Raw genomic sequence first — 24062 nt, 5'->3', positions numbered from 1 at the left:
GAAGAAGCGTAGCTCTTTAAGAGCTACGCTTCTTTCCATTTAATACTGACGTTCTTCCTCGTAGGATACAAACAACATTCTACGCTGTACATCCATCAACGATTTAATCACCCAAGTTGCGATCACAGAAACGACGAGTCCCGCTACAACATAGGAAATGTATTGCTGAGATAATGTCCAGTCGATATTAAATAAGGCAAACACACTATTCTCCAAAATATTCAAATCCATCGTTTGCAAGAAAATCTGATGTAACACAGGTAGTGTGATCAGACCGAGCGCAGCCGCTACCACAGTTATCGTTAATGAGAAGAAGATAATGCTGGATACGAATCGTCCCATAATCAGCATAATGTTACGTGCAAACTTTGAACCATCAAAGCCTAACTTCATGCGTTGCAGGAAGCCCGCTCCCTCTTGCTTCATATCCGTTCTACGCTCTTCATTCGGTCTTGGAATATCCAGTAGTGATCTTACTAGCTCTTGCTCAAATTTCACAATGTAGTCTAACCCTTTAGCTACTGCGAAAAATAAGGGAATACCGATAAAAATTGGTGTTAACGCAATGGATAACGCTAACCCTGTCACCATAAACACGAAATATACTATCGTAATCGGCAAAGAGATTATAAAATACAACATACTCCGATAGGTCTTGGGACTTGATCGACGTTTGCCTGGTTTAGATTGTGATTTCGATTCTACGGGAATCTGCATGGAATCTACCGCTCCGATCGGCATTGTATACAACTTATCATTCATTTCTTATGTCCTTCCTCTCACGTTATCAATTAATCTCATTATACGTGAGAATAAGAAGGCTCAAAACAGTCTTAGGACCGGAGTCTTACCAGACTAAAGGCTAGGATGGCTTTAGACCGGTAACAGCTACAAGCCCAGCTTATTTCCCTTCTCGAGCCGCACGATCTGCTGTTCTCCGCTATCTGCCAGCTCTCTGAACTGGTTAATGGTTTCACGCATTTTAGGAAGAGCTTCCTGCTTATACGTACTTATCGAATCTAAAGCAGATAGCACATCTGTAAATGCCTGTTTTAAAGTATCTACAGAAATGCTAGATTCTAGAGATTGCTTATGAATTGCTGCTCCTTGATCTTTCAGCATTTTTGAGGTGCCACTTATTAGCGTGTTGGTTGTTTGATTTAGGAGTTCAATCTTTTTCAAAACGATTCGTTGATTGTAGAGTGCACTAGCCACCGTAACGGAGATTTTCAGGGCAGAAACTGTAACATTTCTGGCTCTGTCTACCCCTCTGATTAACTCTTTGTTATTTCGAATTACTACTTCGATAGCCATAATTCCCTGCTGATTCACTACCAGCATTTGTTGCAAATCCATCACTCGCTGACGAAGTGGAAACAATACTTCCTCTGTGATGAACTTTACCCTTTCTTCGTCCTCATTGCGTAGCTTAGCTGCATCTAGCTGCGCCTCGATCTCCTGATCCATCAGCATGCCTAGCTGAATTTCCTTCTGTAATTTTTTAGTGAGCTCTCTAAGTGATTGCTGCTCGAACTCTAACGTTGTGTTATCGTTTTTCAATACGGTCTTACCTTTATCTAAAGAAATGATAATATCTGAGATTACAGCGTCTGCCTTTTGATACTTCGCGAAATAACTCCGTAATGGATTAAAGAACTTGCCTAGAAGACCACTTTTAGCAAAATCCACAGCGCTTGGGTCTAGATCTTTCAACTGGAGATTGAGCTCTGTTAAACCCTTAGCAACTTGCCCACCTTCATCCCCTGTTTTCGATAAATTCCCGACAGAAACTTGTAAAAGAGAGTTCTTGTCTGAAGATGATCTCATGGTGCTCATTCCGAAGCTGTCTATGGATTGCAGTACTTCTTTTCGTTTATCCAATGACTCTAAATCCAGCTCCAAAATCGTTGAGACATTGGTTATGGCCATTTCTTTCAGTTGCGTTACTTCCTCTGGCTCAGGTTTAACCTGAGCTTCAATCGCGGATTTCAATTTCTCTGGACTTACCACTTCCATCGTGAAAGACATAGAACCCCTCCTAACAAATTTAACTTACATTTGGACATTAAGTAGATTACCGATTTTATAGACTACGTCATCTGTATCCGCATTGATGTTAGCTGCTTCATTAATACTTGAAATGCTCTCCAGTGCTTTAATATTTGCGTTGTAGCCAATGGTGTAAATCGGAATTTTGTAGGTTTCAATTAAGCCCCTGATATCATTCAGTGAATGACCTTCATTCGTCTCTCCATCACTTAATACAAAGATTAATGGTTTGATTTCCGGGTTTATCTTCATTTCGTCTTGAAGCATTTTGAGCGCCACCACAATTCCATCAAAAGTCGCTGTTCCCCCATTCGCCTGAAGACCATCTATCGCCCCAACAAACATCGACTGCTGATTCGTGTCATATTTGCCAATTGGAAGATTTATCGTAACGTTATCGGAGTAGGAAACAAAACCAATACTATTATCTTTGCCTAAGTATTTCTGTCCATTTAATAATGATTGCTTTAAACGATTTAAAGGCTCCCCGTTCATGCTACCTGAAACATCGGCTACAAATACTGCTGCAATGGGCTTATTACCGTTTTTCTTCTCTTTCCACAGCTTTTGCGCCGAGGATAATAGATTTCCATCCACTGGATTAACTTCCGAATGATAGTCATTCAGTCCGTTAAAGCCTTTTTCCTCACCTAAACGCTGGTATTTATCCTTTTCAACAAACTCCGCGAATTTTTCAATAATGTCCAGCTTCTCTTGTGGTAGATCACCTAATGCGTAAAGGGGGCTGTCATGTCTTACACCAAAAGGAGTAAATACATAGCTCCCCTTCAGTTCAGGAGCATTTGCGAAAATTTGGTACTCTAAGACAAATGCATCCAGCTTTCCAGTTTTAGCCGCTTCGCGCATTTGTAAAGTCGTCGACGCGAGAAATGGGACATTGGCTTGGAATTTCTCAAAGCCCTGAACCGCTTGTTCTCCAAGCAAATTAGAACTGTCAAACGTCCCAAGTGCAGTCACAAGAAAGTTCAGACCTGTTGAGCTGGCAAAAGGATCCGTATAGCCCATAGATAATTCATTATTCGCTATTGCATCTGTGATCGTCTTGACGTTCAAAGAACCGTATTTCTCGACTAACTCATCATATTTCGTTTTGTTCGTAACAATACCAGCAACATTGCCAATCAGACGATTGGTTATAAGCTGCGTTTTGATGCCGTTTGCTTTCACCATCTCACCCCATAACTCATTGGATGGTGTAAACGCATCTGGTATATATTTACCAGACCTTATGTAATCCGTCGCTGTTCCTGAAGCAATATTGCGAATTTTTACTGAAACAGGTAATCCGTTCACTTCTATATTCGAACTATTAAAATCTGTCGCCACTTCATTAAGCCATCCATCATTACCCGTTCCTGATTTCTCTGTGGATGAAAAGATTTCGACAAAGCTATCCGTTGTATTGGTTACTGATATAGGAAATTTAGAAATATCCGGCAAGGAATCACCAATCGCTACAGGATCAAGGTCGATTTGTCCTTTGACCTGCTCTGCGGTGTTTACATTAATTTTTTTATAAAGTTTATCCAGTTGTTTACCTGCATCTTCCGTTGAGACCTCACTAGTGGATTTGCCTAAATTAGATGTTAAGGTGATCCCAAAATATACAAGTGCAAAAACGACTACAGTTATAATTCCGAGTACAAGAAATGTTCTCCCTTTCCTAGCCATTCGCATCGCCCTTTCATTGCTTATAGAATTTCGTCTGTTTGATCAATTCATCGATCTCCTTCATACAAGGCATTTCTTCAACATCTTTATAATTCGTGCTGTCTAGTAACGATATTTCAAGTAGCAATTGATCTAACTTCAGCAAAATTTCTTCGTTTGCTCCGAGATACCCCGTTACATAAGCCAAATACTCATGGTAAAGAGCTGTTTTTTTCTGCACCAGTTTTTCTGAGAACTGCGCAGTTCTCTGCTGGCTGGCAAAAAGAGTGAATTCTGAAGCGTCAAAAACACTCAACTTATTAAGAATCCCTCGGATATTCAAATAGAAAAGCTTCTCTACTTCATAACTAACTGCCATAAACTTCTTAAAGCTTAACTCCGACTGCTCAAATCTCTGACCAAGGACAACCATTAACGTGTTTTTCTTCTTTTCCATCCGAATGACCTGATCCAAAGCCAGCGTAATGTCCTTCTTCAGCACCTTTACATTTCTGTATTGCGATAGCGCTGCTATATAATCCTCATGCGTCTTTATCTCTTTTACAGGTGGAGCCACCGAAGGTTTAAACAGCAAATTATAACTTCCATAGAGGACAACGAGAAGACTGATCACTACTAATGTCACGCCAAAGGAGGTCTCTAGAACACTTACTCCCCCAATTTCGAGCCCTAATAGCCCTGGTGACAAAACCATAATATTCACTAACACCACACCAACGATAAGCCCTAATAGCTTTACGGATCTCGCACCGTTCAACATACACACCTCCTTAACCGATCCGGTAACTTTTTCCATCATTTGCTTTATTTTATCAGAAACTACTACGTCATACTCCTTTTATTTACAAAAAAACTAATTTTCCGCAGAGGATCTCTAACCCTTCGTTGATTCACTTCTATATATATGGAAGTATTTCTGTGATTACGTCCGTAATCGCAAAAAAACCTTAACAGGCCCATAGCCCATTAAGGTTAAGAAAACTCATTTATACCCAAGCATCATTCGAATAGCCACGTTGCTCCCAATATCCTGTATGCTCTCCCTCGATCAGTTCAATCCGGTTCAGCCACTTCACAGACTTGTAAGCGAACATTTTGGGGACAATTAGCCGAACCGGCCCACCGAGATCGCTCGGAATCGGTTTCCCGTCATGCATCACCGCGACCATAACATCGTCCATATCCGCCTGCTCCAGCGTAAGGGTATCTGTATATACTCCATCCCCTGAGTAGAATTTCACTGTCTTTGCAGTGGACTTCACACCAGCTAGTTGTAGAAGATCCTTCAGCTTGATGCCCTCCCAGGTATTCTTGTAGACGGACCAACCTGTCACGCAGTGAAAATCACTCACTTGAACCTCCCGTTGTAATTGAACGAATTGCTCCCAATTCCACGTATAGCTCTGATCAACAAGTCCATCTACCTTAAAGGACCAATTATCATTTGTGAACTCCGGAATAGGAGTTACTGTATAGACACGGAACTGACCCTGTGACCCACCTCCAAGTGGCGGTGATGATGCCGCCAGTGGCTGTGGTGCAGGCAACAGCTGATTGCGATCATTTTCAATTAATTTATCGATCGTTTCGCTGCCGCCGATGTTTCCAATCGAGCTACCTAACCATTTTACAAATGAGGGTCCGATTGTAAGGGCAAGCCCTACACCGATCGTCCCTCGAATGAAAGCTCTACGTGTATAGACTGGCTGCGGAGTATTCTGAGATGTTGTAATGACATTCCCCTCGCTCTTGATGGTCCGACGATTCGGCTCCTTCAGCCACTTCACACGAGTCAATGAGTGATAGATAATGTAAGGCAGTCCAATCCATGTCAGGACATCATGAACGACCAATGCAAGATTAGATACTTGCGGTCCTACCGCACGAAATTGCCATAACAATACGCCAGAAACGAACCACCCAAGCAACAGAAAAAGCACAACAAGTACATTAAACCGCTGCCAAGGTTTTTCCTTTAGCTGTTTCCAATGTTTACTGGCCAGCAGAAGATAATAGATCACTGGAAGGATAGATGCGATTCCTACCACAATATGCAAGCCTTTAATCCATACCCTGCCTTCACCAAGGAAACCTCGCCAGAAACCGCCTACTAGCACAAGCCCAGTCAAGGCCAATATCACGACGATCCAGCCGTTCCAGGTGTGAAGTGAACGCAGCTTTTTCCCGTATCCCTTGCGTAGCCGACCAAGTATATCACTCATAGCTTAGCCTCCTCCTCATGTGTATGATCCCGAATCCGAATTAATTTAGTCCAATAAGGTTAGAAAGGACTTTGATGCAGCAGAGAGAGGAACCCCTCGAAGCGTCGCTATCCCGATGTTACGCTCCGGAAATGGCGGATCTAAAGGAATTTCTACAAGCTCCCCACTTTTTAATTCTTCCTTTACATAATCACGAATAACAAAAGCTAAACCAAAGCCACGCAAAGCGAACTGAACAAGAAGATCTACACTGCCAAGTTCAAACTCTGGTGTTATCGTCACATGATTGGAGGCAAGAAACCCATCTATGTACTTTCTTGTGCTGCCTCCTGGCTCTAGAAATAATAATGGGTACTGCTTGATGTTTGAAAGCGGCATTGTATTATCCGCTAAATGACGGAAGCCCTTGCCTCCTACAAGACAATCTTGGAGCCGTGTACTCTTACGAAATTCAATCTGTTTGTCTGATGCCGGTAAGCTAACGATACCGAAATCAATTTTACCTTCTTTTAAAAGCGTGAGCGTTTCCGGTGTTGTTCGATTCGTAATATGAATACGTACGCTAGGATATTGTTCATGATATTGCTCGAGATAAGATAACAAGTAATATTTGCAGAGGGTATCACTTGCACCGATATGAATCTCCCCGCTATTTAAATTGTTCATTTCAGCTATCGCCCGCTCACCCATCTCCACATTCTGAAAGGCTTGCTCAATGAATCGCAGCAGTACTTTTCCTTCTGTTGTTAGATCCACCCCTCTAGAGGTACGAAAAAATAAGGGTCCGCCCATTTTTTCTTCCAATTGCTTAATCGTGTGACTCACCGCTGGTTGTGTGATATTCAGCCGTTCTGCTGCCGCAGTTAAGCTGCCTGTTTGTGCTACCCAATAAAAAGAGCGATACCATTCCAAGTTAATGTCCATTCCCAAGTAATTACCTCACCTTATAATAGATATTACATATATCAATTTTTCTAATGTTATATCTAGCATTATACTTAGACCTGTAGCCAATCACAAGCTTGGGAGGTAATTACGTGACCGTAATCGCAATTGTAGGAGCTAACTGGGGAGATGAAGGCAAAGGGAAGATGACGGATGTATTAGCCGCTCAATCCTCCTATGTAGTTCGTTTTCAGGGTGGAAGTAATGCTGGTCATACCATCATTAACCAGTATGGAAAATTTTCGCTTCATATGCTGCCTTCTGGTGTATTTTACCCTTCAGTTACAAACATTATTGGACCAGGAACAGCACTTGATACAGAAGTATTAGTAAAGGAATTGCAGGCATTAGCAGATAGAGGGGTTCCAAAACCGAAGTTGTACGTATCTGAGCGTGCTCAAATCGTACTCTCGATCCATCGTTGTTTTGATGAGCTGGAAGAGGAACGACTTGGATCACAAGGGTTCGGTTCAACCAAGCGAGGGATAGCGCCATTCTACGCGGATAAATATGCCAAGCTCGGCATACAGGTTGCGGATTTATTTGATCCTATCCAACTTGAGAAACGTCTCGAACAATTACTTGCTTCAAAAAACATATTGCTCGAACATTTGTATAAGAAAGCCCCTTTCCAAGTTTCGGAATTAATGGCTCAGTTGCAAAAGGAAGCTGCGCAATTGACACCATACGTTGCCAATACAACAGAAATACTGCAAGAAGCTTATGCAAAAGATGAGACGATTCTGCTTGAAGGGCAGTTAGGCGCTCTGCGTGATCCTGATCACGGGATTTATCCTTACTCTACCTCATCATCGACACTTGCCGGATATGCACCTGTCGGCGCGGGTCTACCTGCGGCTGCCATCACGAATGTTATCGCTGTAACGAAGGCATATTCCAGTTGTGTTGGTGCCGGACCTTTTGTATCTGAATTAGAAGGCCCTGTAGCGGATGAACTTCGCACAAGAGGTGGCGATGCTGGGGAATTCGGAGCAACTACGGGTCGTCCTAGACGTATGGGTTGGTTTGATGCTGTAGCTACACGTTATGGATGCCTGATGCAAGGTGCAACGGAGGTTGTGTTGACCAATCTGGATGTTCTTGGTTATTTGAATGAGATTCCGGTTTGCGTTGCCTATGAACTTGAAAATGGGGATATCACTGACAAGTTTCCAGCAACAAATAAGCTAAACACAGCAAAACCGATAATAACGCATTTATCTGGCTGGAACTGCGATATTTCCCATATCACGAACTTCGACGAGCTGCCAGAGCAAGCTAAAAGTTACGTGGACTTTATTGAAACGTCTATTGGAATACGTATTTCTACTGTTTCTGTGGGACCTAGACGTGATCAGGTCATTCATCGTACGCTGAAATAATTTCATACCCAGCATAGTGTGAAATGTATACTTTCTTATATTTCAAAATAAGGATGCCTAGTTGTACCTACATGCAATATGCATATAGCTGCAACTAGGCATCCTTGCGTTACTTTTTTACACCAATACTGCATCCACTTTCGTCTGTGGTGCCTTGTCACAACGCTTACAGACCTTAACGACTGACCCGTCCGTTTTTCTTTTTGGATAAAGCAGTTTGATCCGTGTGCTCTGACAGACCGGACAAGTCCCCCTCCCCCTGGATGGTAAACTCCATAGTGCATGTCCACGTTTTGACTTTGCCATGAATGAACCCCTCATTTCGGTCAACAATAGTCAACACTTCATTCTGAAAGTGCTTCTTTCAAAAGATATGCTGCAAGGACAGGTTGTATGATTAAAGACGTTCAAAAGTTCCTGTAGAATATAAAAAAGACGCCTTCGAGAATGAAGACGTCCTATTGTTTAGAATCGGATAGATATAGATAACTTAGTTCGTGTAAATCATGGAGACAACACCATTCGTAAAGGTAACATAGTTATAATTTCCATACCGCCAAGTCTCTACAGTAATTCCACTTCCGGATAGACTTGATTTGTCGATAGGGGTTCCCCAGCTTAGTTCTACTTGCTGCTTGGTCATTCCTGTCGAAATTTTACCTGCCTTAATTTTAGCCCATGTTGCATTTGACCATTTATAGATTTTGGTAGGATCAGACGTAAAGAAATACTCTTTGTTTGCTAGAACGCGAGTGACCTGATCATATTCCATATCATAAGTCTCCACAACTTTACCTGATGCCAATTTAAAAGAAATCGCAAACTCATTATCGTCGTTCACTAGAATATCAACAATCGTTGCTTTTTGGAACTTATAGTCGGAGTCAAACTGGTTGAACCAATAAGTCTTTCCGATTAGCTTAGCGAGATCCCCTTGAGATTCTCTTTTAGCTATTTTTAACGTATTTTTCGTATACGCAAATAACTCCGCTTTACCGAAATTGATGTTCAAAGACTCATAATGAGCACCAAAGTCCAACACTGCTCCCAATGAAGTTTTTAAGAGGGTTGCAGGGAATACAGCTCCTCCATCCACGGTTTGCACTTTACCAGACATTTTCACCTTATTCCCATTCACCATAGCAATATCACTGCCTAGCTGAAGCTGGATAGGCAAATCTCCCAGACGAATGCTAAAGGTCTTAGTGGCTGTGTTAGTCTGAATAGTTGCACCCAAGCTCTTAAATGTGGATTGTACAGGCAAATACATCGTGCCACTGATTAATACACCTGTTTCGATGTCCTTATCAGCACTGATAGATACCTTTAACGTTTTGGAATTAGTTCCTGAACGTACGGTTACATTTGTTTCACCAACGGCTATTGCTTTCATTGAGCCATCTGGCAGCTTTTGCAATAAGTAAGGCTTCTCGATCACCATATCTGCTTGAGACAAAGGAACACGATCGGATGAGCCATCTGGCCCTTTTGCAAAAATCTGCACAGGTACCTTGTCACCAACAGTCATCTCCGTATAATCCATTTGAAAAATCAAATCATCCGTGCTAGAAATTGACTGTTCGTTCACTACATTTGTGCTATTTGCATCTGCTGCCTTCGCTGTATGAATTGGACCATACATAGATACTGCTAGTACTGCTGCAATACTCCATTTAATAGCTTTCATTTCCCAAAATCCTCCTCTAGTAAATAAACCATTATTACTTTATCACAATTCCACTATTTTAGTAGATAAAAATGGAAGATTAGTGATCTTATATTTTTATAATGTGTAAATATTATGAAAAATAAAGGGAATCAGATGAATCTACAAGAAATTACAGAGCAAGCATTACAGAGTCTACCATTTATAAACTTAAATTAGGAGTAATCATCTGAGATAACTATTAACAATCATTGTATATGAGACACAAATCAAAGACTTAGACTAGGAGTGTTATGTTCGTGGAATTAATAACTGACAGATTAATATTAAGAGGGTATACAAGCAGTGATTCTTCTTTTTATGAAGAACTAGAACAAAATCCCCTATCCTACAAGTATGAGAACACTGCACCTGATGCCCAACAAATTAAAAATGACTTCCTTTCGATCTTGTCTCAAGCAACAAATGATCCACGGCAATATTATGATCTTGCAATATGTAGAAAGCCGGATATGAAGCTCATCGGTAATATCAGTATCAAGTTAAACTGGGAAGAAATCAGAGAATGGGAAATGGGTTGGGTCCTACTCCCGGACTATTGGAAAATGGGATATGCAACTGAAGCGGTAAAGACGCTGATTGGATACGCTTTTAAATCTCTTAATGTACATAGAGTAGTTGCTTATGCCAATGCAGAGAATATTCAGTCAGAGAAAGTAATGATTAGAGCAGGGATGATTAAGGACGGGGTACTTAGAGAAACTAGATTCTGTAATCAACAATGGTGCAACGAGATTATTTATTCTTCTTTGGAACAAGAGTGGACCTAATATTTAAAGGGAGCTGTCTCATAAGTAGTGAACGCTACTTATGAGACAGCTTTTTTCATATGATAATCCAAGCAACAGGCTCTCACTTGATGTATTAACACTAATTAGGGAAAAACTCCCTATAAATAATCGGTATTCACTAATAATGAATGAAATTAGGGAATTCCTCCCTATAAATTAGGCTAATCCCTTTGATTTTCATCAAATCAGAGGAATTTAAGGGAATTTTTCCCCGATTATCAGTCTACTGACCAATAACCTCTTAATTTTAGGGAGAAATTCCCTAATTGTTCTATTGGGGCTTCACTTGGATCATCATTTGGAACGTCATTTACAGGATAACAAGAAGAGAGCCACTCCCAAGTAGTAAAAAAACTACTTTTGGAACGGCCTCTTTTTTCTTTACACTATCAACTCACGTACAACTTCAACCTCATTCCTGCTTACTTCAACGAATCCAAGGGATGTATATAAGTTCGAAGCACGTTCGTTTTCTATTCGATGCCCAATAACGATTTTGTCGCAATGATGTTCCGCTTTTATAGTTCGAATCAAGGCATCCATTCCGGTTCTACCGAATCCTCTATTCTGAGATTTCTGATCAATCATAAAAGCCATAATCCAATTACTTCCATCCTCTGGATCTACGGAATATACTGAGAAGCCTACCAATTCTTCATCTGCGTATAAAGCCAGCGGAGTCATTCCGCAATAAGCCGATTCTGCTAACCAATAGACTACCGGTACAGGAAAAACTGTTTTTTGCTCATTGGACACCTCTAATTGCGTGCAGGCATACCAGTTATTCTCAGTAATTGTCTTCAGCGCAATATGTGGATGAAAGCCATCTCGAATACGATCACAGATTCCTTCTAATTTCGATTTAAGCTGTAGTGCCCATTCTGGACTAATAGAAACGTCCAAATTCTCTAAACTCCGAAGCAACCTAGCGAATCCATATAAATCAGAGAATCTTTGGAATTCTGGCAATAGCTTGATATATTCATCATCCAGACGCTTTACAGATCTATAGCCATTAATAAAATGATCGATGTTCTTCTTGCTCTCCTCATCATTCTGCTTGGATAGATCTCTCAACGCTGATGTGATATCCATCGCAAACCAGTGATACATAGAGTCATCAAAGTCGATCGCACTATATCGAGATTTCTCTTTCATATAAAAGATATTGTCGGTCTCAAAATCAAAATGGATCAGCCCCGTATGTCCAACGCCAAAAGAGAGCTCACTTAGCCACGCCTCAATTCGTTCATATTCCTTAAGCGCTTTATGCTCCTCGGGGTGTCTTCTTAATACGGATAAAATAAATTGAAGAGAATCGACCCAGCTTTTACGCGCGGGTGTGCTCGGAGCATAAGTTTCGGAGAAATTATGCAGTCGCGCGAGCGTTTGACCCCAATGTTGGAACTGCAGCTCCGACATCTTTTCAAGTGGAACGTACTCCCCCTGGGCTTGTTCAAAAACAACCCCGTGATATTTGCCATTACCAGTTGAAAGGGTCTCAATCCACTTCCCTTGCTTGGAGCGTGCTGGTGCTACAGTCTCATAGCCCTGTTCCAATAAGTACATCATAAAATCTAGTTCAGCCTGAATATTCTCTGCGCTATTATCCTCTTCGTGAGTAAACCTTAAATAATAGTGCTTACTATTCCATTGAAACGTATAAATAAAATTGCTGCTTGCTCTCACAAGCTTCAAAGTTCCAGGCTCATGATTCCAATACTTGATCATCTCTTTGGCAGGTAGATCGTTCTCAGTTCCCCGTAACATATTCATTAATGTCATCATTTCCGATAGTGCCTCCCGTAGTCATTGAGAGGTGTTCTTCCCTTACGAATACTGACCTCTCTCGGACTTCATTGTGGTGTTGTTCGTACTCAAACATCATCACTCCCTTTAAACGGATTAGAGACCTCAGAAAGATTTGACCTTTCTTCTCATCCCTTTAACATTATCGGTAAATTATTCTATTTAATCAAGAGATTTAGATAAAGCCTTTATTATAAGAAGAAAGGGATGGAACCCCGTACTCCCAGACCTGTAATGCCGCACCGATCATTCCACAGGAATTCCCACGATAGGCTGCTTCAATTCGAACCTTATCCAGCATCGCGGGCATCGTTCTCCTGCCTACTTCTCTTCTTATTCCTTCGAATAATAACTCACCAGCTTCAGCCACTCCACCACCAATAACAATGACCTTCGGGTTAAATATATGAATAAATGAAGCGATAGCTGAACCAAGCGCAGCGGTTGTATCTTCCATTACTTCTGTTGCTAGAGGCTCTCCTGATCTCCATCTCGTGATCACTTCCCGTGAATCTAAGTTATAAAGTGGCAAGCTGTGTGTAGTTAGTTTTTCCTGCATGCGACGAGCAATGCTTGTTCCTGAGGCATAATGTTCTAAGCAGCCTCTCCCACCACAAACGCAAGCCGGGCCGTTGAAATCTACAGACATATGCCCTAACTCTCCAGCCCCGCCCCAAGAACCATGAACAAGGCGACCTTCTACAATAATTGCTCCGCCTACACCCGTTCCAAGGGCAAGACAAATAAAATCTTCTACACCTATACAAGAACCTAAATATTTCTCTGTTAATGCCAGTACATTCACGTCATTATCTACGATTACCGGAAGCTGGAACTGATTCTGAAGCCACGCTTTCAAAGCTGTCCCAGCATAGCCAGGAATAAGCTCAGAGGCAGCGCGAATACTCCCCGACTCCCAATCGATTTGTCCTGCAGTTCCTACACCAATCCCTTTAAACTGAATGCCTGCGTGCATCGCATTAACTTCACTCATAAGCTTTTGAATAGCCTGAATAGCTCGGTCCACGGTCTTCGTAAACCCAGCCATTGTACTCAGACTTACAGTATGTACTACATCTCCCTGTGGTGTAACGAGTCCAGCATTAATTTTCGTTCCCCCGATATCCACACCGACCGCATATTCCATTAGAGGATCATAATCTTTTAACATGGACTCGCCTCCTTAAGTCTCAGCAATCGATCACGGCTTTGACATATCGTGAAGTGATTAACTGTGGCCTTGTAATCGCACTTCCTACAACTACATAAGATGCCCCAGCCCTCTTAGCACTCGCCGCATCTTCAGGTGTCCATATACGCCCTTCTGCAACTACCGGAATCTTCACGAACTCGCATAATTGCTGAAGCAAGACAAGATCTGGTCCTTCTTGTTGTGTACTGTATGGTGTGTAGCCCGAAAGTGTTGTACCAATAAAATCTACACCTAATTCTTCCGCTGCCAGTCCCTCCTCCAAGGTCGATATATCTGCCATTACAAGCACACCCATTTGATGGGCATATGCGATTAGTGGCTGAACCGACAATAAGCGACCTTCCCGATTCGTAACATCTAATGCAACAATATCCGCTTTTGCGGACACGATTGCTTTCACCTCATCCAGAGTTGGCGTAATAAATATGGCTGATCCGGGAATATCCCGTTTAATAAGTCCAATGACCGGTACATTTACTTCTTCTTTAATAGCTAGAATATCTGGAACCCCATTCGTCCGAATTCCAATTGCCCCTGATTGAACCGCCGCTCTTGCCATTTTTGCCATTGTATCTCCACCATGAAGCGGCTCATGCTCAAGTGCCTGACATGAAACGATTAGACCTTTCATCGGAAAGATATCGCTCATTCGAGTCATCATTAACCCTATCCCTTCGCTTCAAGAATATACTCTAATATTCTATTGTTGAGAGCTTCCACCCGATCCTGATCCGAAGCCTTGATGGGTAGAAGTGGCATTCTCGGTAGGCCCGTTTCAAATCCACGCAAACTCAGAATTGCTTTACATGCACCATATAATGATGGAAAGGATAATAATTCTACAATGAGATCATTGATGATGAACTGCCATTTCTGTGCCTCAGCCATATCACCTTGCCCATAACATTGTTCAACTTTTAAAAATAGCTCAGGCATAACCCCATAGGTTCCACCAATCCCGCCATCAGCCCCGATACTGCGGCCAGCCAAGTACTGCTCATCCGGTCCATTCAATACTAAAAAATCCTTCCCGCCTGCGGCTTTAAACTGCTGAAGCTCAAATGTGCTCTCCGCCGAAATTTTCACCCCGATCACTTTAACCTGAGCTGCCATCTTGATCAGCAAGCTTTTCGATAATTGAAAACCTGTAGTTTGCGGGATGTGATAGATCATAAATGGAAGCGAGGTGCTGTCAATAATCGCTTGCCAATGACTTTCAACACTATCCGGAGATAGGCGGTAATAGATCGCTGGAACAGCCGATACCGCATGTGCGCCAACTAATTCAGCATGTGCAGCTAGCTCAACACTGTCTCTTGTAGATGGAGCACCTACGTGAGCAATGATCGTAAGCTCATCTCCTACTTCTGCTATGACTGCCTCGAGCATTTGTTTGCGTTCCTCTACCGATTGCAGCATGCCTTCGCCTGAGCTTCCGCCAACATAAAGACCTTTCACACCTGTAGAAGCATAATGACGAGCTAATTTCCGCGCCCCTTCTTTATTGATATTCCCCTCGGCATCATAACTGGAGTACAAAGCGATAATAATGCCTTTAAAAGCTTCAAGATCATATGATTTCATAGATAATAGCCTCCGTCGTTTAAATCACTATTGTTAATTTACGTTGTTATGAGAAACTAACCTTTAACAGCGCCCATCGTAATTCCTTGTGTGAATGCTTTTTGAAACATTAAGAAAATGGCAATCATAGGAATCGAAGCTAACGCAGCTCCTGCCATTAGCAGTCCATAGTTCGTTGTAAATTCACCTCGAAGTGTCGCTACCCCAAGAGGCAAGGTCATCATCGAAGTTGATCTCGTCATAATAAGCTGACTGAAATAATCGTTCCACGAAGTGATGAAGGTGAATATGGCTAGTGCACCAACTGCTGGTTTTAATAACGGTAAAATGATCGTTCCAAATAATCGAATTTCAGAACTACCGTCAATTTTAGCCGCTTCAATCAGCTCACCCGGAATCGTCTGCGCGAACTGTTTCATCAGAAAAACTCCAAATGGCCAACCAATTGCCGGTAAAATAAGCCCTTTATACGTATTGACCCAACCAAAGTCAGCTAACATCGTAAACAGTGGAACGAGAATCACTTGCTTAGGCAATGCCATAGCGGCAACAAACATCGTGAAGATAATTCCTCGTCCTGGAAATGATTTCTTTGCGAGAACATATCCGGCGCAGGAAGAGACAATACAGATCGCAGCCATTTCTGCAAAAGCAATAATAAAGCTATTAAACATCCAGCGTTCTACGGGATTCTTAAATAATTCTGTCCAGTTCTGAAGCGTCGGCTTTAATGGAAACCACTCCGGTGGGATAGTCGTGGCTACCGTTTGAAGTTTAAAGGCCCCTGAAACTACCCAATAAAAAGGAAAGATAAAAAATAGTGTAGCCAATATCAACAGGATGGTAGCTATTATTTTTGGTATTGTTAATTCTTTTTTCCATACGCTTGCTTTCTTAGGCCGGACAATAGGTGCTTTCAGTTCTAGTGGATTTGTAGAATTCATGCTGTCCCCTCCTTAATACTCAACATCGCTGCCAAAGTATTTGAATTGAATGATAGAAATGATCCCAATTACAATTGCGAGTATGACACCCATGGCTGAGGCATATCCGAAATGACCTAACATAAAGGCTTGTTCGTATACACCATACATAACGGTTGAGGTGCTATATACAGGTCCACCTGAGGTAAGGAGTTGAATCAGTGCAAAGCACTGAAAGGTATTAATCGTGGTAATCACGATAATATATAAGTTCGTTGGCATCAGCATCGGCCATAATATTTTCCGGAAAATTTGCCAAGGGGTTGCTCGATCAATCTCTGCTGCTTCAATGTAAGAGGTAGGAATGTTACCAATAGATGCCACATATAAAATGATCGGTTGCCCTACAGAAGTCGTTATTAAAACCACAATAATCGCAAGTAACGCGGTTCTTGTATCCCCTAGCCATGAAACAGGCTCCAGTCCAAACAAACCTGTTAAATAATTCAGAATTCCATAGTTGGGATGATAAATCCAGCCCCACACAACGGTGATACTTACGACCGAAGATACGGCTGGCAAGTAGAACACACCGCGGAAAAATGATCTGGCAAACTCTTTTTTCTTATAGATATTCATTGAAACAAACAGTGAAAAGATAATCACGATTGGTACAGTGATCACTACGAGTAATAAAGTATTTCCCATGGACTTCATGAAATTATCATCTTTAAATAAAGAAATATAATTATCGAGACCAATAAAGCTAAAATCTCTCAACGAGTAATCAAAGAAACTAATATAAACCCCTTTTATCATCGGGTAGGCTACAAACAGAAGAAAAAATCCAAACGCTGGTAATAAGAAAAGATAACTCATCATCCAGTCGCGTATCACATAACCTTTAATTTTGCGTACCGTTGTCCCCACAACCTTCTCCCCATTTCTCTGATGAAAAATAATGATATTTATAAGGTGCGTAGCTTGTAAATATTCATTTTTTTAAAAAGAATAGAGTGCTTCCCGCACTCTATTCTTTTAAACACCATTCACTTTTTATTTCATAGCTGCTTTTGCTTTAGTAATCGCTTCGTTAGCCTTCGTAGCAAAACTATCCAAAGCTTCCTTGCCGGTTGCGCCTCCAGTTAAAGCACGTTGCAATTCAGGGAACCAGAACGTACGAATATCTGCATACCCATCGGCAATCGTTGGTGCATCTGTCGTAAACTTACGAGCATATTCAGCGTATTTATATTCTGGATCGTCATAAAGACCAGTAATCGAATTACGAACCGAGAGACCTCCTGTTTGAATCAAGTTTTTCTTACCCCATACAGGATCATTAGCAATAAAATCAATCAGCTTTTTGGATGCTGCGATTTTAGCCTCATCCCCATTATTGAATACAGCCATACCACCCAGATAAGGCTCAAGCTTAGGTTCCGAACCATCTAGTGTAGGGAATGGAAGGAGAATGTCTTCGAACTGTACCATTTTTTTAGATACGTTCTGTGCTTTTAGTACCGCGGAATAGTTAAGTGTAAAGGCCAATTTCCCTTGCAGGAATAAGTCGTTCACATCAGCAGCCGCAAGTGAAGCTGCACCGGAGACACTGAGTTTATCTTTCGTAGCTTGGACAATCCAATCTAACGCTTTAGCAGCATTATCAGTATTGATAGCGACTGCTGAGTTATCTTCATTTAAGAATCGGGATACCCCTAAGTTAGCAAGATAAGCGCGAGTGCCTTGGTCTCCAGCTTGGCTCTTCGCGAAGAATCCTGTAGGAATAACGTCTGGTGCCTTTTCTTGTACGGCTTCCAACGCCTTTTTATATTCTTCAAACGTCCAGGTTCTATCTTCCTTATCCAGAGGAAGTAAATCTAGCGCGCCAATCTTTTCAAAAATAGACTTATTAACAGCCATCATAAAAGGTGCTGTGTTGATCGGGTACATAAAGATGTTGTTGCCTACACTTGACTGCTTCCAAAAAGCTTCTGAAATATCATTCTTCACTTCATCCGTCACCATGTCGTTAAGCGGTGCAAGCAAATCCTTTTTACCCCAATCGATAATCCGTCCAGGCGCATCATAGATCACATCGGGTGCAGTATTCGAAGCAATTGCGACATTCAGTTTTTCTGGGCCGCCTTCAAAGGTGATCATCTCAAGGTTAACTTTAATTTCAGGATTCTTCTCATTAAAAGCTGCAATGATTTCCTTCTCATACTTGCCTACTTCACCATCTAAAGCTTGAAAGCTCGGAAAATTCCACCAAGTAATTTCTACTGGTTTAGCAGCAACTTCAGTTGCTGCGGGCTCTGTCTTGTCAGCATTATTACTTGGTGTAACTGCTGAATTCGCTGTGTTCGTATTTCCACATGCAACTAACTGTGTACCTAAAAGTGCGACACCAACAATACTCATTAGCCCTTTTTTCATTGCTTTCATGTGCTACCCCCAATTATTTTTTGTGGAATAGAGTACGGCTCTTATTCCTTGCGCTAATCATAAATCAATTGCAAATTCAGGAGAATCCCACTCCTTTTACTTTTAGGGTTCTTTTCTGACATATCCCTTCAAACTGTACCTCTTCAATGTTATAATACATTACACATACCACTTATTAACAATTTAATTTATAATTTTTCACTTTTCCGCCTTAATGTAACCCTTTTAATCTTACATCAAATGACATTTCCTAACGAATGATCCACTATAATTCTAGTCTTCCGGAGGGATTTCATGTACAAACTAATGATTGTAGAGGATGAGCCATTAATTCGAACAGGCTTAAAACATTATTTTGCTTGGGAGGAGCTCGGGGTTCACAACATTATTGAAGCAGAGAATGGAAAAGAAGGCATAGCCACCGCACTACGTGAAAAGCCCGATTTGGTGATCACCGATATCCGGATGCCTGAAATGGATGGGCTTCAAATGATTGAGCAGATTCGTGATCTGCTTCCTGATACATTATTTATCATTTTGACGGGATTCAACGATTTCCAATACGCTCAGAAGGCTATACAACTAGGGAATGTACATGCTTTTTTGCTTAAGCCTTTGGAATACGAAGAAAGCCTTCTAATAATACAAAAATGTATAAACAAGCTTCAGCTAAAGCGGCAAGACCGATTAAAACGTTCCACGCTGGAAGGAGCACAATTTGTAAAACTGTTACTAGAAGAAGAAGATGCAGTAATCGATGATGCTCTAATTCATAAACTATGTAATTTCAACAGTAACTACTATCTTTATCTGCCCTTTGTTTTGACAGGTATCCCTATGAGAGAAAATGCGGAGAAGTTTATTCATAACGCAGTGGGCGAGTATCTGCTTGCCACTACACCGCACTCTATTTTTACATATTCATTAAAGACAAAGCTCTATGGTCTTATTGTATTGGGATCTCCGTCTTCTACTGACAACTTCCCTCTACAAGCTCAAGTGCAGACACGAATTGACCAATATCTGAAGGCGCTTACGCTAGAACATCACCTAGGCCTCTATTTAGTAATAGGTAAGACGACGGAGAACCCTGCACAAATAAATACTTTGCTGCACGAGTCTGATCGAATGTTATATCAACGCTTTTACAAAATAGATTGCAGGTTATTCTATGTGCCACAATGGATAGAAAACTCAAATTCTATGAAACCTTCCCTGATTCAACTAGATGAGAATGATAAGAAACGAATGATTTCCTGCATAGAAAGTGCTAACGAACAAGAGACGCTTCAGCTAATGCACCGTCTGGCTCAAGATATTCTAAGTAAAACTGATGTCTCTTCTCCTGATTACTGGCTCGCATTTCTTCATGAAATCCTAAGTGTTATCATCCGCTTCGCCAATAAAAACCACATCCATATCGAAGGTGTGTACAGCGAAAAGCTCCTGAACCTTACCTTTGTGGATGATTTCGATTCGCTTGAGACGCTTTTCGACTGGCTTGGCAGATGGATGATTCATTTAGGGATTGTTTATACCGAAGGTCTGACGCATAACCACCAACAGGATGTGATCATCTTCGAACATATTAAATCCTTCATAAAAGAAAATATTGATCAAGACGTGACTCTGCAGATGGTAGCAGATCGATTCTTCTATAATCCATCTTATTTAAGCCGCCTCTTCAAGCGGAAACTCGATAAGAACTATATGCGATTTGTAACTGAAATCCGGATGGAATATGCGCAGGAATGCTTAAAAAAACCGGAGATTCTAGTGACCGATGTCTGTACGATGTGTGGTTATAAAAGCTATAAGCATTTCGTTAAAACATTCCGAAGTATCACGAATATGACCCCATCAGACTATAGAAAACAATCAGGCTGGTGACCAAATGATGCAGATTGAGCAACCCAAGCGACGATACCGGATGCGACATGTCAATCGTCAAATTTTCATGCTGATGATCTTGACCATTACCATTCCACTCCTGATCATATCCGCAATCATTTATATCTTTTCAAACCAAGCCGTCAAAAATGAATATCAGAGCAGCTCTAATCTGATCCTTAATAACCTATCATTTAATATTGACCAATATCTTCAAAGCATTGATAAAGGGACACTGAACGCACAGGTAGATAGCCAGCTCCAAACCGCACTGGAGCATTGGACGATCCATAAAGACGACGTCGGAAACGACCTGAATATTCAGTACGGAAACACGATTGAGCATTTCATCAGCGGGATTGAGATGACAATTAAAAATGTGGATAGTGTGCAGATTTTTGCAGGATCGCGTGTATTCTACTCTGCCAATTTCAACCGTGCGGATTATGATGTGAAGGATTATACGCATGAGGATTGGTATTTACAGACCCAGCAGAAAAAAGGCGGGGTGATCCTGTTTGGCAGCCATGTCCCCTTCTATCGCACCAATTCCAAACAATCCGTCATTTCTATCGCCCGGGTGATCAATAAAAAAGGAAGCAAACAGCCCATAGGCGTCATGTTAATCGATATCCGTTTGGATTCATTACGGGAAATCTTAAAGCTCTCGGAGAATAGCAAACGAAAATTCATTATTTTAGACGATAAGGGCGGTAGTGTTTACAGCTCTGATATCATGGAGACGTCACCCTTACAGCCCATCCCTATAGAACCTCAGACGCTTAATACTTTTATGAGCAATGATACGGGGAGCTTTTATGGTACTTTTGACGATAAGGACTCGTACATTAACTTTGTTACGTCTCCCTATTCCAACTGGAAGGTCATTCAGTATATTGATGAAAAAGAAATGACTAAGCAAGCTACTTTTCTCGGAAAAATCATTTTAACCTTAGCGCTCTTGTCGCTTGTCACTGCGATCTTATTCATGTATATCCTATCGGAGCGTGTCACTAAGCCCATTATTCTCTTAAGCCGAAAGGTCAAGCTGGTGGGGATGGGGAACTTTGATGTGGATTTGTATAGTAATCGTCAAGATGAGTTTGGTGTTCTATACAATGGAATCCGTAAAATGGTGAAAGACCTGCAAAATTATATCGAGCGATCTTCTATGGCCAAAGCACAGCAAAAAGTAGCTCAATATGGCGCCCTTAAAAGCCAAATCAATCCACACTTCCTTGCGAATGTACTTGAATCTATTCAAATGAAAGCCATCATTAATGGGCAAAGAGAGATTGGCGAAATGGTGGGGATTGTAGGTAGATTGTTTCGGATTCATATCCAGACCGGAAAGATAACCGTAACCTTGCGAGAAGAACTTGAGCACGTCCGGTTGTATGTAAAGATCCAGCAATTACGTTTCGGGGACAAAATTCAATATATTGAACAGCTAGAACCTAATACCGAAATCATTAAAGTCATGCACTTTTCCCTTCAACCCATCGTTGAGAATGCTATCGTCCATGGACTGGAGTGTCGAAGTGAACCGGGTCTCCTTGAAGTCTCCACGATGATTTCGGGGGATGACATGCTAATTATCGTTAAAGATAACGGAATTGGTATCGATGAAGAGAAACTTAAACAGTTACGTCTTCGTCTCTCTCAACCATCAGACACCCTAGATGAAGATCATATTGGTATAAAAAATGTTCATGATCGTATTCAATTTCATTTTGGTGAACAGTACGGAATTGAAATCACCAGTCAAGTAGGAAAAGGAACGACGGTGGTCCTCCGGCTCCCAGCATAATCCTAAACATTCTGCTCAGTGATTCCTGCTTCAGGATCGAAGGTAAGCATTTTCGTTGCTATTTTATCGATGAAGAAGCGGTCATGACTGACGGTAACTACGGCCCCCGGGAAATGAATGAGTGCCTGCTCCATCACCTGAATACTCGTCAAATCCAAATGATTGGTTGGTTCATCCAAAATAATGACAGCCGCGCCAGAGAGAAGGCATTTCGCTAACGCTACTCTGGCCTGCTGTCCACCTGACAGACTGCCGATCGTTTTGCTCAGATCTATTTCTGAGAATTGCAGCATCGATAAGAATTTGTTCACTTTTTTCCGCGGAGCGTCAAGTCCCAGCCCATACACATTGACGGCATGACTGACAGTATCCTTAACATCCAGTTCATCCCACATGCGATTGAAATAAGCATAGCTAACTCCGCGTTCCCATATCACTTCACCCGTTTCAGGCTCTTCTTGCCCAGTCAATACCTTAATAAGTGTCGACTTCCCGCTTCCGTTAGGCCCCACAATAGCTATCCGATCTTCCTTTTGAATATCAAAGCTAATGTTCTGGAATATCGTCCGACCATCATAGCTTTGTCCAATTCCCTTCACTTCACCAAGCTTGTCCGGAAACCGTAAATTACTATAGATATCGGTGATCAGCACGTTCACTGGATGAGGCTCCACGCGTTTTTTCATATCGGTCAGCTTACGTGATAAACGATCCTTAGAGGATTTTTTGGTCCCGCGAGTTTCAATGGCCTCCGACTCCATAAGCAGCAGCTCTTCTTCCCACTCGAATTGACGATCAAGCACCTTTTTGCGCATCTTCTTTTTACGAACATAGTCGGTGTAATTGCCTTCATATTCCTGAAAATGATAATTCTCGATTTCTATCGTCCGCGTGACTACTCTGTCAATAAATTGCCGGTCATGGGAGACGAGAATCATCGCCCCATTAAAACGGTGCAGCCACTGCTCCAGCCATACGATCCCTTCGATATCCAAAAAGTTAGTAGGCTCATCGAGCAATACGACATCGGGCATTTCAATTAAGACTTTAGCCAGTGCTGCACGGTTCCTCCAGCCTCCCGATAACTCATCAACAGGTTGATGCCGTGATCTTTCATTGAAGCCCAACTTCGTCAGAACAGTGTTGATTTCTACAGATACATTCCAGCCATCCAAATGATCCATTTGTTCAAAAAGCGCTGCTTGCCGCTCTAAAAGTGTATTCATCTGGTCATCATCCGTCACTTGCCCAAGTTGTTCCCCGATTTGGTTAAGCTCCTGTTCGATGAGCGCTACCTGCTCGAAGCACAATTCTAACTCTTGTTGTACAGACAAGGACCCGGAAAGCTCCGAGAATTGAGAGAAATAACTGATCTTCACATTGGGATCTAACTCTACTTTCCCTGCTGTTGGCTCCTCTTTTCCCATCATCAGTTTAAAAACAGTAGACTTCCCCGCACCATTTCGTCCGATTAACCCAATTCGTTCACCCTTGCTCACTCGAAAATATATATCTCGAAAAATCAAAGTATTCTCATATTTCTTAGTTACGTTCTCCATACGGATTACGCTCAAATCT

Annotated in this window: 20 protein-coding genes; 4 read left to right on the top strand and 16 right to left on the bottom strand. The window is 41.7% G+C overall.

Annotated elements, in window-relative coordinates:
* Nucleotides 1-39 precede the first annotated feature (39 nt).
* From CA600_RS01940 to CA600_RS01915, 6 genes are all read right to left on the bottom strand, one after another.
* On the bottom strand, nt 40-762 hold the full coding sequence (locus CA600_RS01940; RefSeq protein WP_094868647.1) for a sensor domain-containing protein: 723 nt from the start codon (nt 760-762) through the stop codon (nt 40-42).
* A 126-nt stretch (nt 763-888) separates the two neighbouring features.
* On the bottom strand, nt 889-2028 hold the full coding sequence (locus CA600_RS01935) for a toxic anion resistance protein (RefSeq protein ID WP_094868646.1): 1140 nt from the start codon (nt 2026-2028) through the stop codon (nt 889-891).
* Nucleotides 2029-2052: 24 nt separating this feature from the next.
* Nucleotides 2053-3741 carry a vWA domain-containing protein gene (locus CA600_RS01930; RefSeq protein ID WP_094868645.1) on the bottom strand — a complete coding sequence of 563 codons (1689 nt, stop codon included), beginning with the start codon at nt 3739-3741 and terminating at the stop codon, nt 2053-2055.
* Between the two features lie 13 nt (nt 3742-3754).
* Complete coding sequence (locus CA600_RS01925; protein ID WP_306440368.1) at nt 3755-4501, bottom strand: hypothetical protein; 747 nt, start codon at nt 4499-4501, stop codon at nt 3755-3757.
* Nucleotides 4502-4727: 226 nt separating this feature from the next.
* The gene (locus tag CA600_RS01920) at nt 4728-5963 is read right to left on the bottom strand and encodes a molybdopterin-dependent oxidoreductase (protein WP_094868644.1); all 1236 of its coding nucleotides are present in this window, start codon (nt 5961-5963) and stop codon (nt 4728-4730) included.
* A 45-nt stretch (nt 5964-6008) separates the two neighbouring features.
* Entirely contained in the window at nt 6009-6887 is an 879-nt protein-coding gene (locus CA600_RS01915) for a LysR family transcriptional regulator (protein WP_094868667.1), read from the bottom strand.
* 113 nt (nt 6888-7000) lie between these two features.
* On the opposite strand from CA600_RS01915, the gene CA600_RS01910 reads away from it, so the two are divergent.
* Nucleotides 7001-8290: an adenylosuccinate synthase gene (locus CA600_RS01910; protein WP_094868643.1), complete on the top strand. Its 1290-nt coding sequence runs from the start codon at nt 7001-7003 to the stop codon at nt 8288-8290.
* A gap of 117 nt (nt 8291-8407) precedes the next feature.
* Here the strand turns inward: CA600_RS01910 and CA600_RS01905 are convergent, their stop codons facing one another.
* Together CA600_RS01905 and CA600_RS01900 are read right to left on the bottom strand one after the other, a co-directional pair.
* Complete coding sequence (locus tag CA600_RS01905; protein WP_076121390.1) at nt 8408-8596, bottom strand: hypothetical protein; 189 nt, start codon at nt 8594-8596, stop codon at nt 8408-8410.
* 184 nt (nt 8597-8780) lie between these two features.
* Complete coding sequence (locus tag CA600_RS01900; protein WP_094868642.1) at nt 8781-9977, bottom strand: copper amine oxidase N-terminal domain-containing protein; 1197 nt, start codon at nt 9975-9977, stop codon at nt 8781-8783.
* 278 nt (nt 9978-10255) lie between these two features.
* On the opposite strand from CA600_RS01900, the gene CA600_RS01895 reads away from it, so the two are divergent.
* A complete protein-coding gene (locus CA600_RS01895; protein WP_179281487.1) occupies nt 10256-10786 on the top strand; it encodes a GNAT family N-acetyltransferase in 531 nt (176 codons plus the stop codon).
* 402 nt (nt 10787-11188) lie between these two features.
* Here the strand turns inward: CA600_RS01895 and CA600_RS31645 are convergent, their stop codons facing one another.
* The 7 genes from CA600_RS31645 to CA600_RS01860 all read right to left on the bottom strand — a co-directional run bounded on the left by CA600_RS31645 (nt 11189) and on the right by CA600_RS01860 (nt 18784).
* Nucleotides 11189-12595: a GNAT family N-acetyltransferase gene (locus tag CA600_RS31645; RefSeq protein WP_094868640.1), complete on the bottom strand. Its 1407-nt coding sequence runs from the start codon at nt 12593-12595 to the stop codon at nt 11189-11191.
* A gap of 196 nt (nt 12596-12791) precedes the next feature.
* A complete protein-coding gene (locus CA600_RS01885; RefSeq protein WP_094868639.1) occupies nt 12792-13787 on the bottom strand; it encodes an ROK family protein in 996 nt (331 codons plus the stop codon).
* A 19-nt stretch (nt 13788-13806) separates the two neighbouring features.
* The gene (locus CA600_RS01880; protein ID WP_094868638.1) at nt 13807-14490 is read right to left on the bottom strand and encodes an N-acetylmannosamine-6-phosphate 2-epimerase; all 684 of its coding nucleotides are present in this window, start codon (nt 14488-14490) and stop codon (nt 13807-13809) included.
* 5 nt (nt 14491-14495) lie between these two features.
* Nucleotides 14496-15413, bottom strand: coding sequence for a dihydrodipicolinate synthase family protein (locus CA600_RS01875; protein ID WP_094868637.1), 918 nt, complete (start codon nt 15411-15413; stop codon nt 14496-14498).
* Between the two features lie 56 nt (nt 15414-15469).
* Complete coding sequence (locus tag CA600_RS01870) at nt 15470-16357, bottom strand: carbohydrate ABC transporter permease (protein WP_094868636.1); 888 nt, start codon at nt 16355-16357, stop codon at nt 15470-15472.
* A 12-nt stretch (nt 16358-16369) separates the two neighbouring features.
* Nucleotides 16370-17266, bottom strand: a complete 897-nt coding sequence (locus CA600_RS01865) for a carbohydrate ABC transporter permease (protein WP_440962122.1) — start codon at nt 17264-17266, stop codon at nt 16370-16372.
* Between the two features lie 126 nt (nt 17267-17392).
* Nucleotides 17393-18784, bottom strand: coding sequence for an ABC transporter substrate-binding protein (locus CA600_RS01860; RefSeq protein WP_094868635.1), 1392 nt, complete (start codon nt 18782-18784; stop codon nt 17393-17395).
* Nucleotides 18785-19078: 294 nt separating this feature from the next.
* On the opposite strand from CA600_RS01860, the gene CA600_RS01855 reads away from it, so the two are divergent.
* Both CA600_RS01855 and CA600_RS01850 read left to right on the top strand, forming a co-directional pair.
* On the top strand, nt 19079-20674 hold the full coding sequence (locus tag CA600_RS01855; protein ID WP_094868634.1) for a response regulator: 1596 nt from the start codon (nt 19079-19081) through the stop codon (nt 20672-20674).
* Between the two features lie 4 nt (nt 20675-20678).
* Nucleotides 20679-22484: a cache domain-containing sensor histidine kinase gene (locus CA600_RS01850; RefSeq protein WP_094868633.1), complete on the top strand. Its 1806-nt coding sequence runs from the start codon at nt 20679-20681 to the stop codon at nt 22482-22484.
* Nucleotides 22485-22486: 2 nt separating this feature from the next.
* Here CA600_RS01850 and CA600_RS01845 read toward each other — a convergent pair whose 3' ends face one another.
* On the bottom strand, nt 22487-24058 hold the full coding sequence (locus tag CA600_RS01845) for an ABC-F family ATP-binding cassette domain-containing protein (RefSeq protein WP_094868632.1): 1572 nt from the start codon (nt 24056-24058) through the stop codon (nt 22487-22489).
* Between the last annotated feature and the right edge of the window lie 4 nt (nt 24059-24062).

This window comes from Paenibacillus sp. VTT E-133280, assembly GCF_002264385.1.
GTDB classification, from domain to species: domain Bacteria; phylum Bacillota; class Bacilli; order Paenibacillales; family Paenibacillaceae; genus Paenibacillus_AQ; species Paenibacillus_AQ nitricinens.
The sequence above is the reverse complement of the archived record's forward strand: the minus strand, read 5'-3'. Positions and strand labels throughout refer to the sequence as shown.

Bases quoted from the DNA above. Each gene is read 5' to 3' on its own strand.
- CA600_RS01900 (WP_094868642.1), bottom strand. From the start codon at position 9,977: ATGAAAGCTATTAAATGGAGTATTGCAGCAGTACTAGCAGTATCTATG.
- CA600_RS01850 (WP_094868633.1), top strand. From the start codon at position 20,679: ATGATGCAGATTGAGCAACCCAAGCGACGATACCGGATGCGACATGTC.
- CA600_RS01885 (WP_094868639.1), bottom strand. From the start codon at position 13,787: ATGTTAAAAGATTATGATCCTCTAATGGAATATGCGGTCGGTGTGGAT.
- CA600_RS01935 (WP_094868646.1), bottom strand. From the start codon at position 2,028: ATGTCTTTCACGATGGAAGTGGTAAGTCCAGAGAAATTGAAATCCGCG.
- CA600_RS01930 (WP_094868645.1), bottom strand. From the start codon at position 3,741: ATGGCTAGGAAAGGGAGAACATTTCTTGTACTCGGAATTATAACTGTA.
- CA600_RS01925 (WP_306440368.1), bottom strand. From the start codon at position 4,501: ATGTTGAACGGTGCGAGATCCGTAAAGCTATTAGGGCTTATCGTTGGT.
- CA600_RS01855 (WP_094868634.1), top strand. From the start codon at position 19,079: ATGTACAAACTAATGATTGTAGAGGATGAGCCATTAATTCGAACAGGC.
- CA600_RS01915 (WP_094868667.1), bottom strand. From the start codon at position 6,887: ATGGACATTAACTTGGAATGGTATCGCTCTTTTTATTGGGTAGCACAA.
- CA600_RS31645 (WP_094868640.1), bottom strand. From the start codon at position 12,595: ATGATGACATTAATGAATATGTTACGGGGAACTGAGAACGATCTACCT.
- CA600_RS01870 (WP_094868636.1), bottom strand. From the start codon at position 16,357: ATGAATTCTACAAATCCACTAGAACTGAAAGCACCTATTGTCCGGCCT.
- CA600_RS01860 (WP_094868635.1), bottom strand. From the start codon at position 18,784: ATGAAAGCAATGAAAAAAGGGCTAATGAGTATTGTTGGTGTCGCACTT.
- CA600_RS01880 (WP_094868638.1), bottom strand. From the start codon at position 14,490: ATGATGACTCGAATGAGCGATATCTTTCCGATGAAAGGTCTAATCGTT.
- CA600_RS01920 (WP_094868644.1), bottom strand. From the start codon at position 5,963: ATGAGTGATATACTTGGTCGGCTACGCAAGGGATACGGGAAAAAGCTG.
- CA600_RS01875 (WP_094868637.1), bottom strand. From the start codon at position 15,413: ATGAAATCATATGATCTTGAAGCTTTTAAAGGCATTATTATCGCTTTG.
- CA600_RS01940 (WP_094868647.1), bottom strand. From the start codon at position 762: ATGAATGATAAGTTGTATACAATGCCGATCGGAGCGGTAGATTCCATG.
- CA600_RS01905 (WP_076121390.1), bottom strand. From the start codon at position 8,596: ATGGCAAAGTCAAAACGTGGACATGCACTATGGAGTTTACCATCCAGG.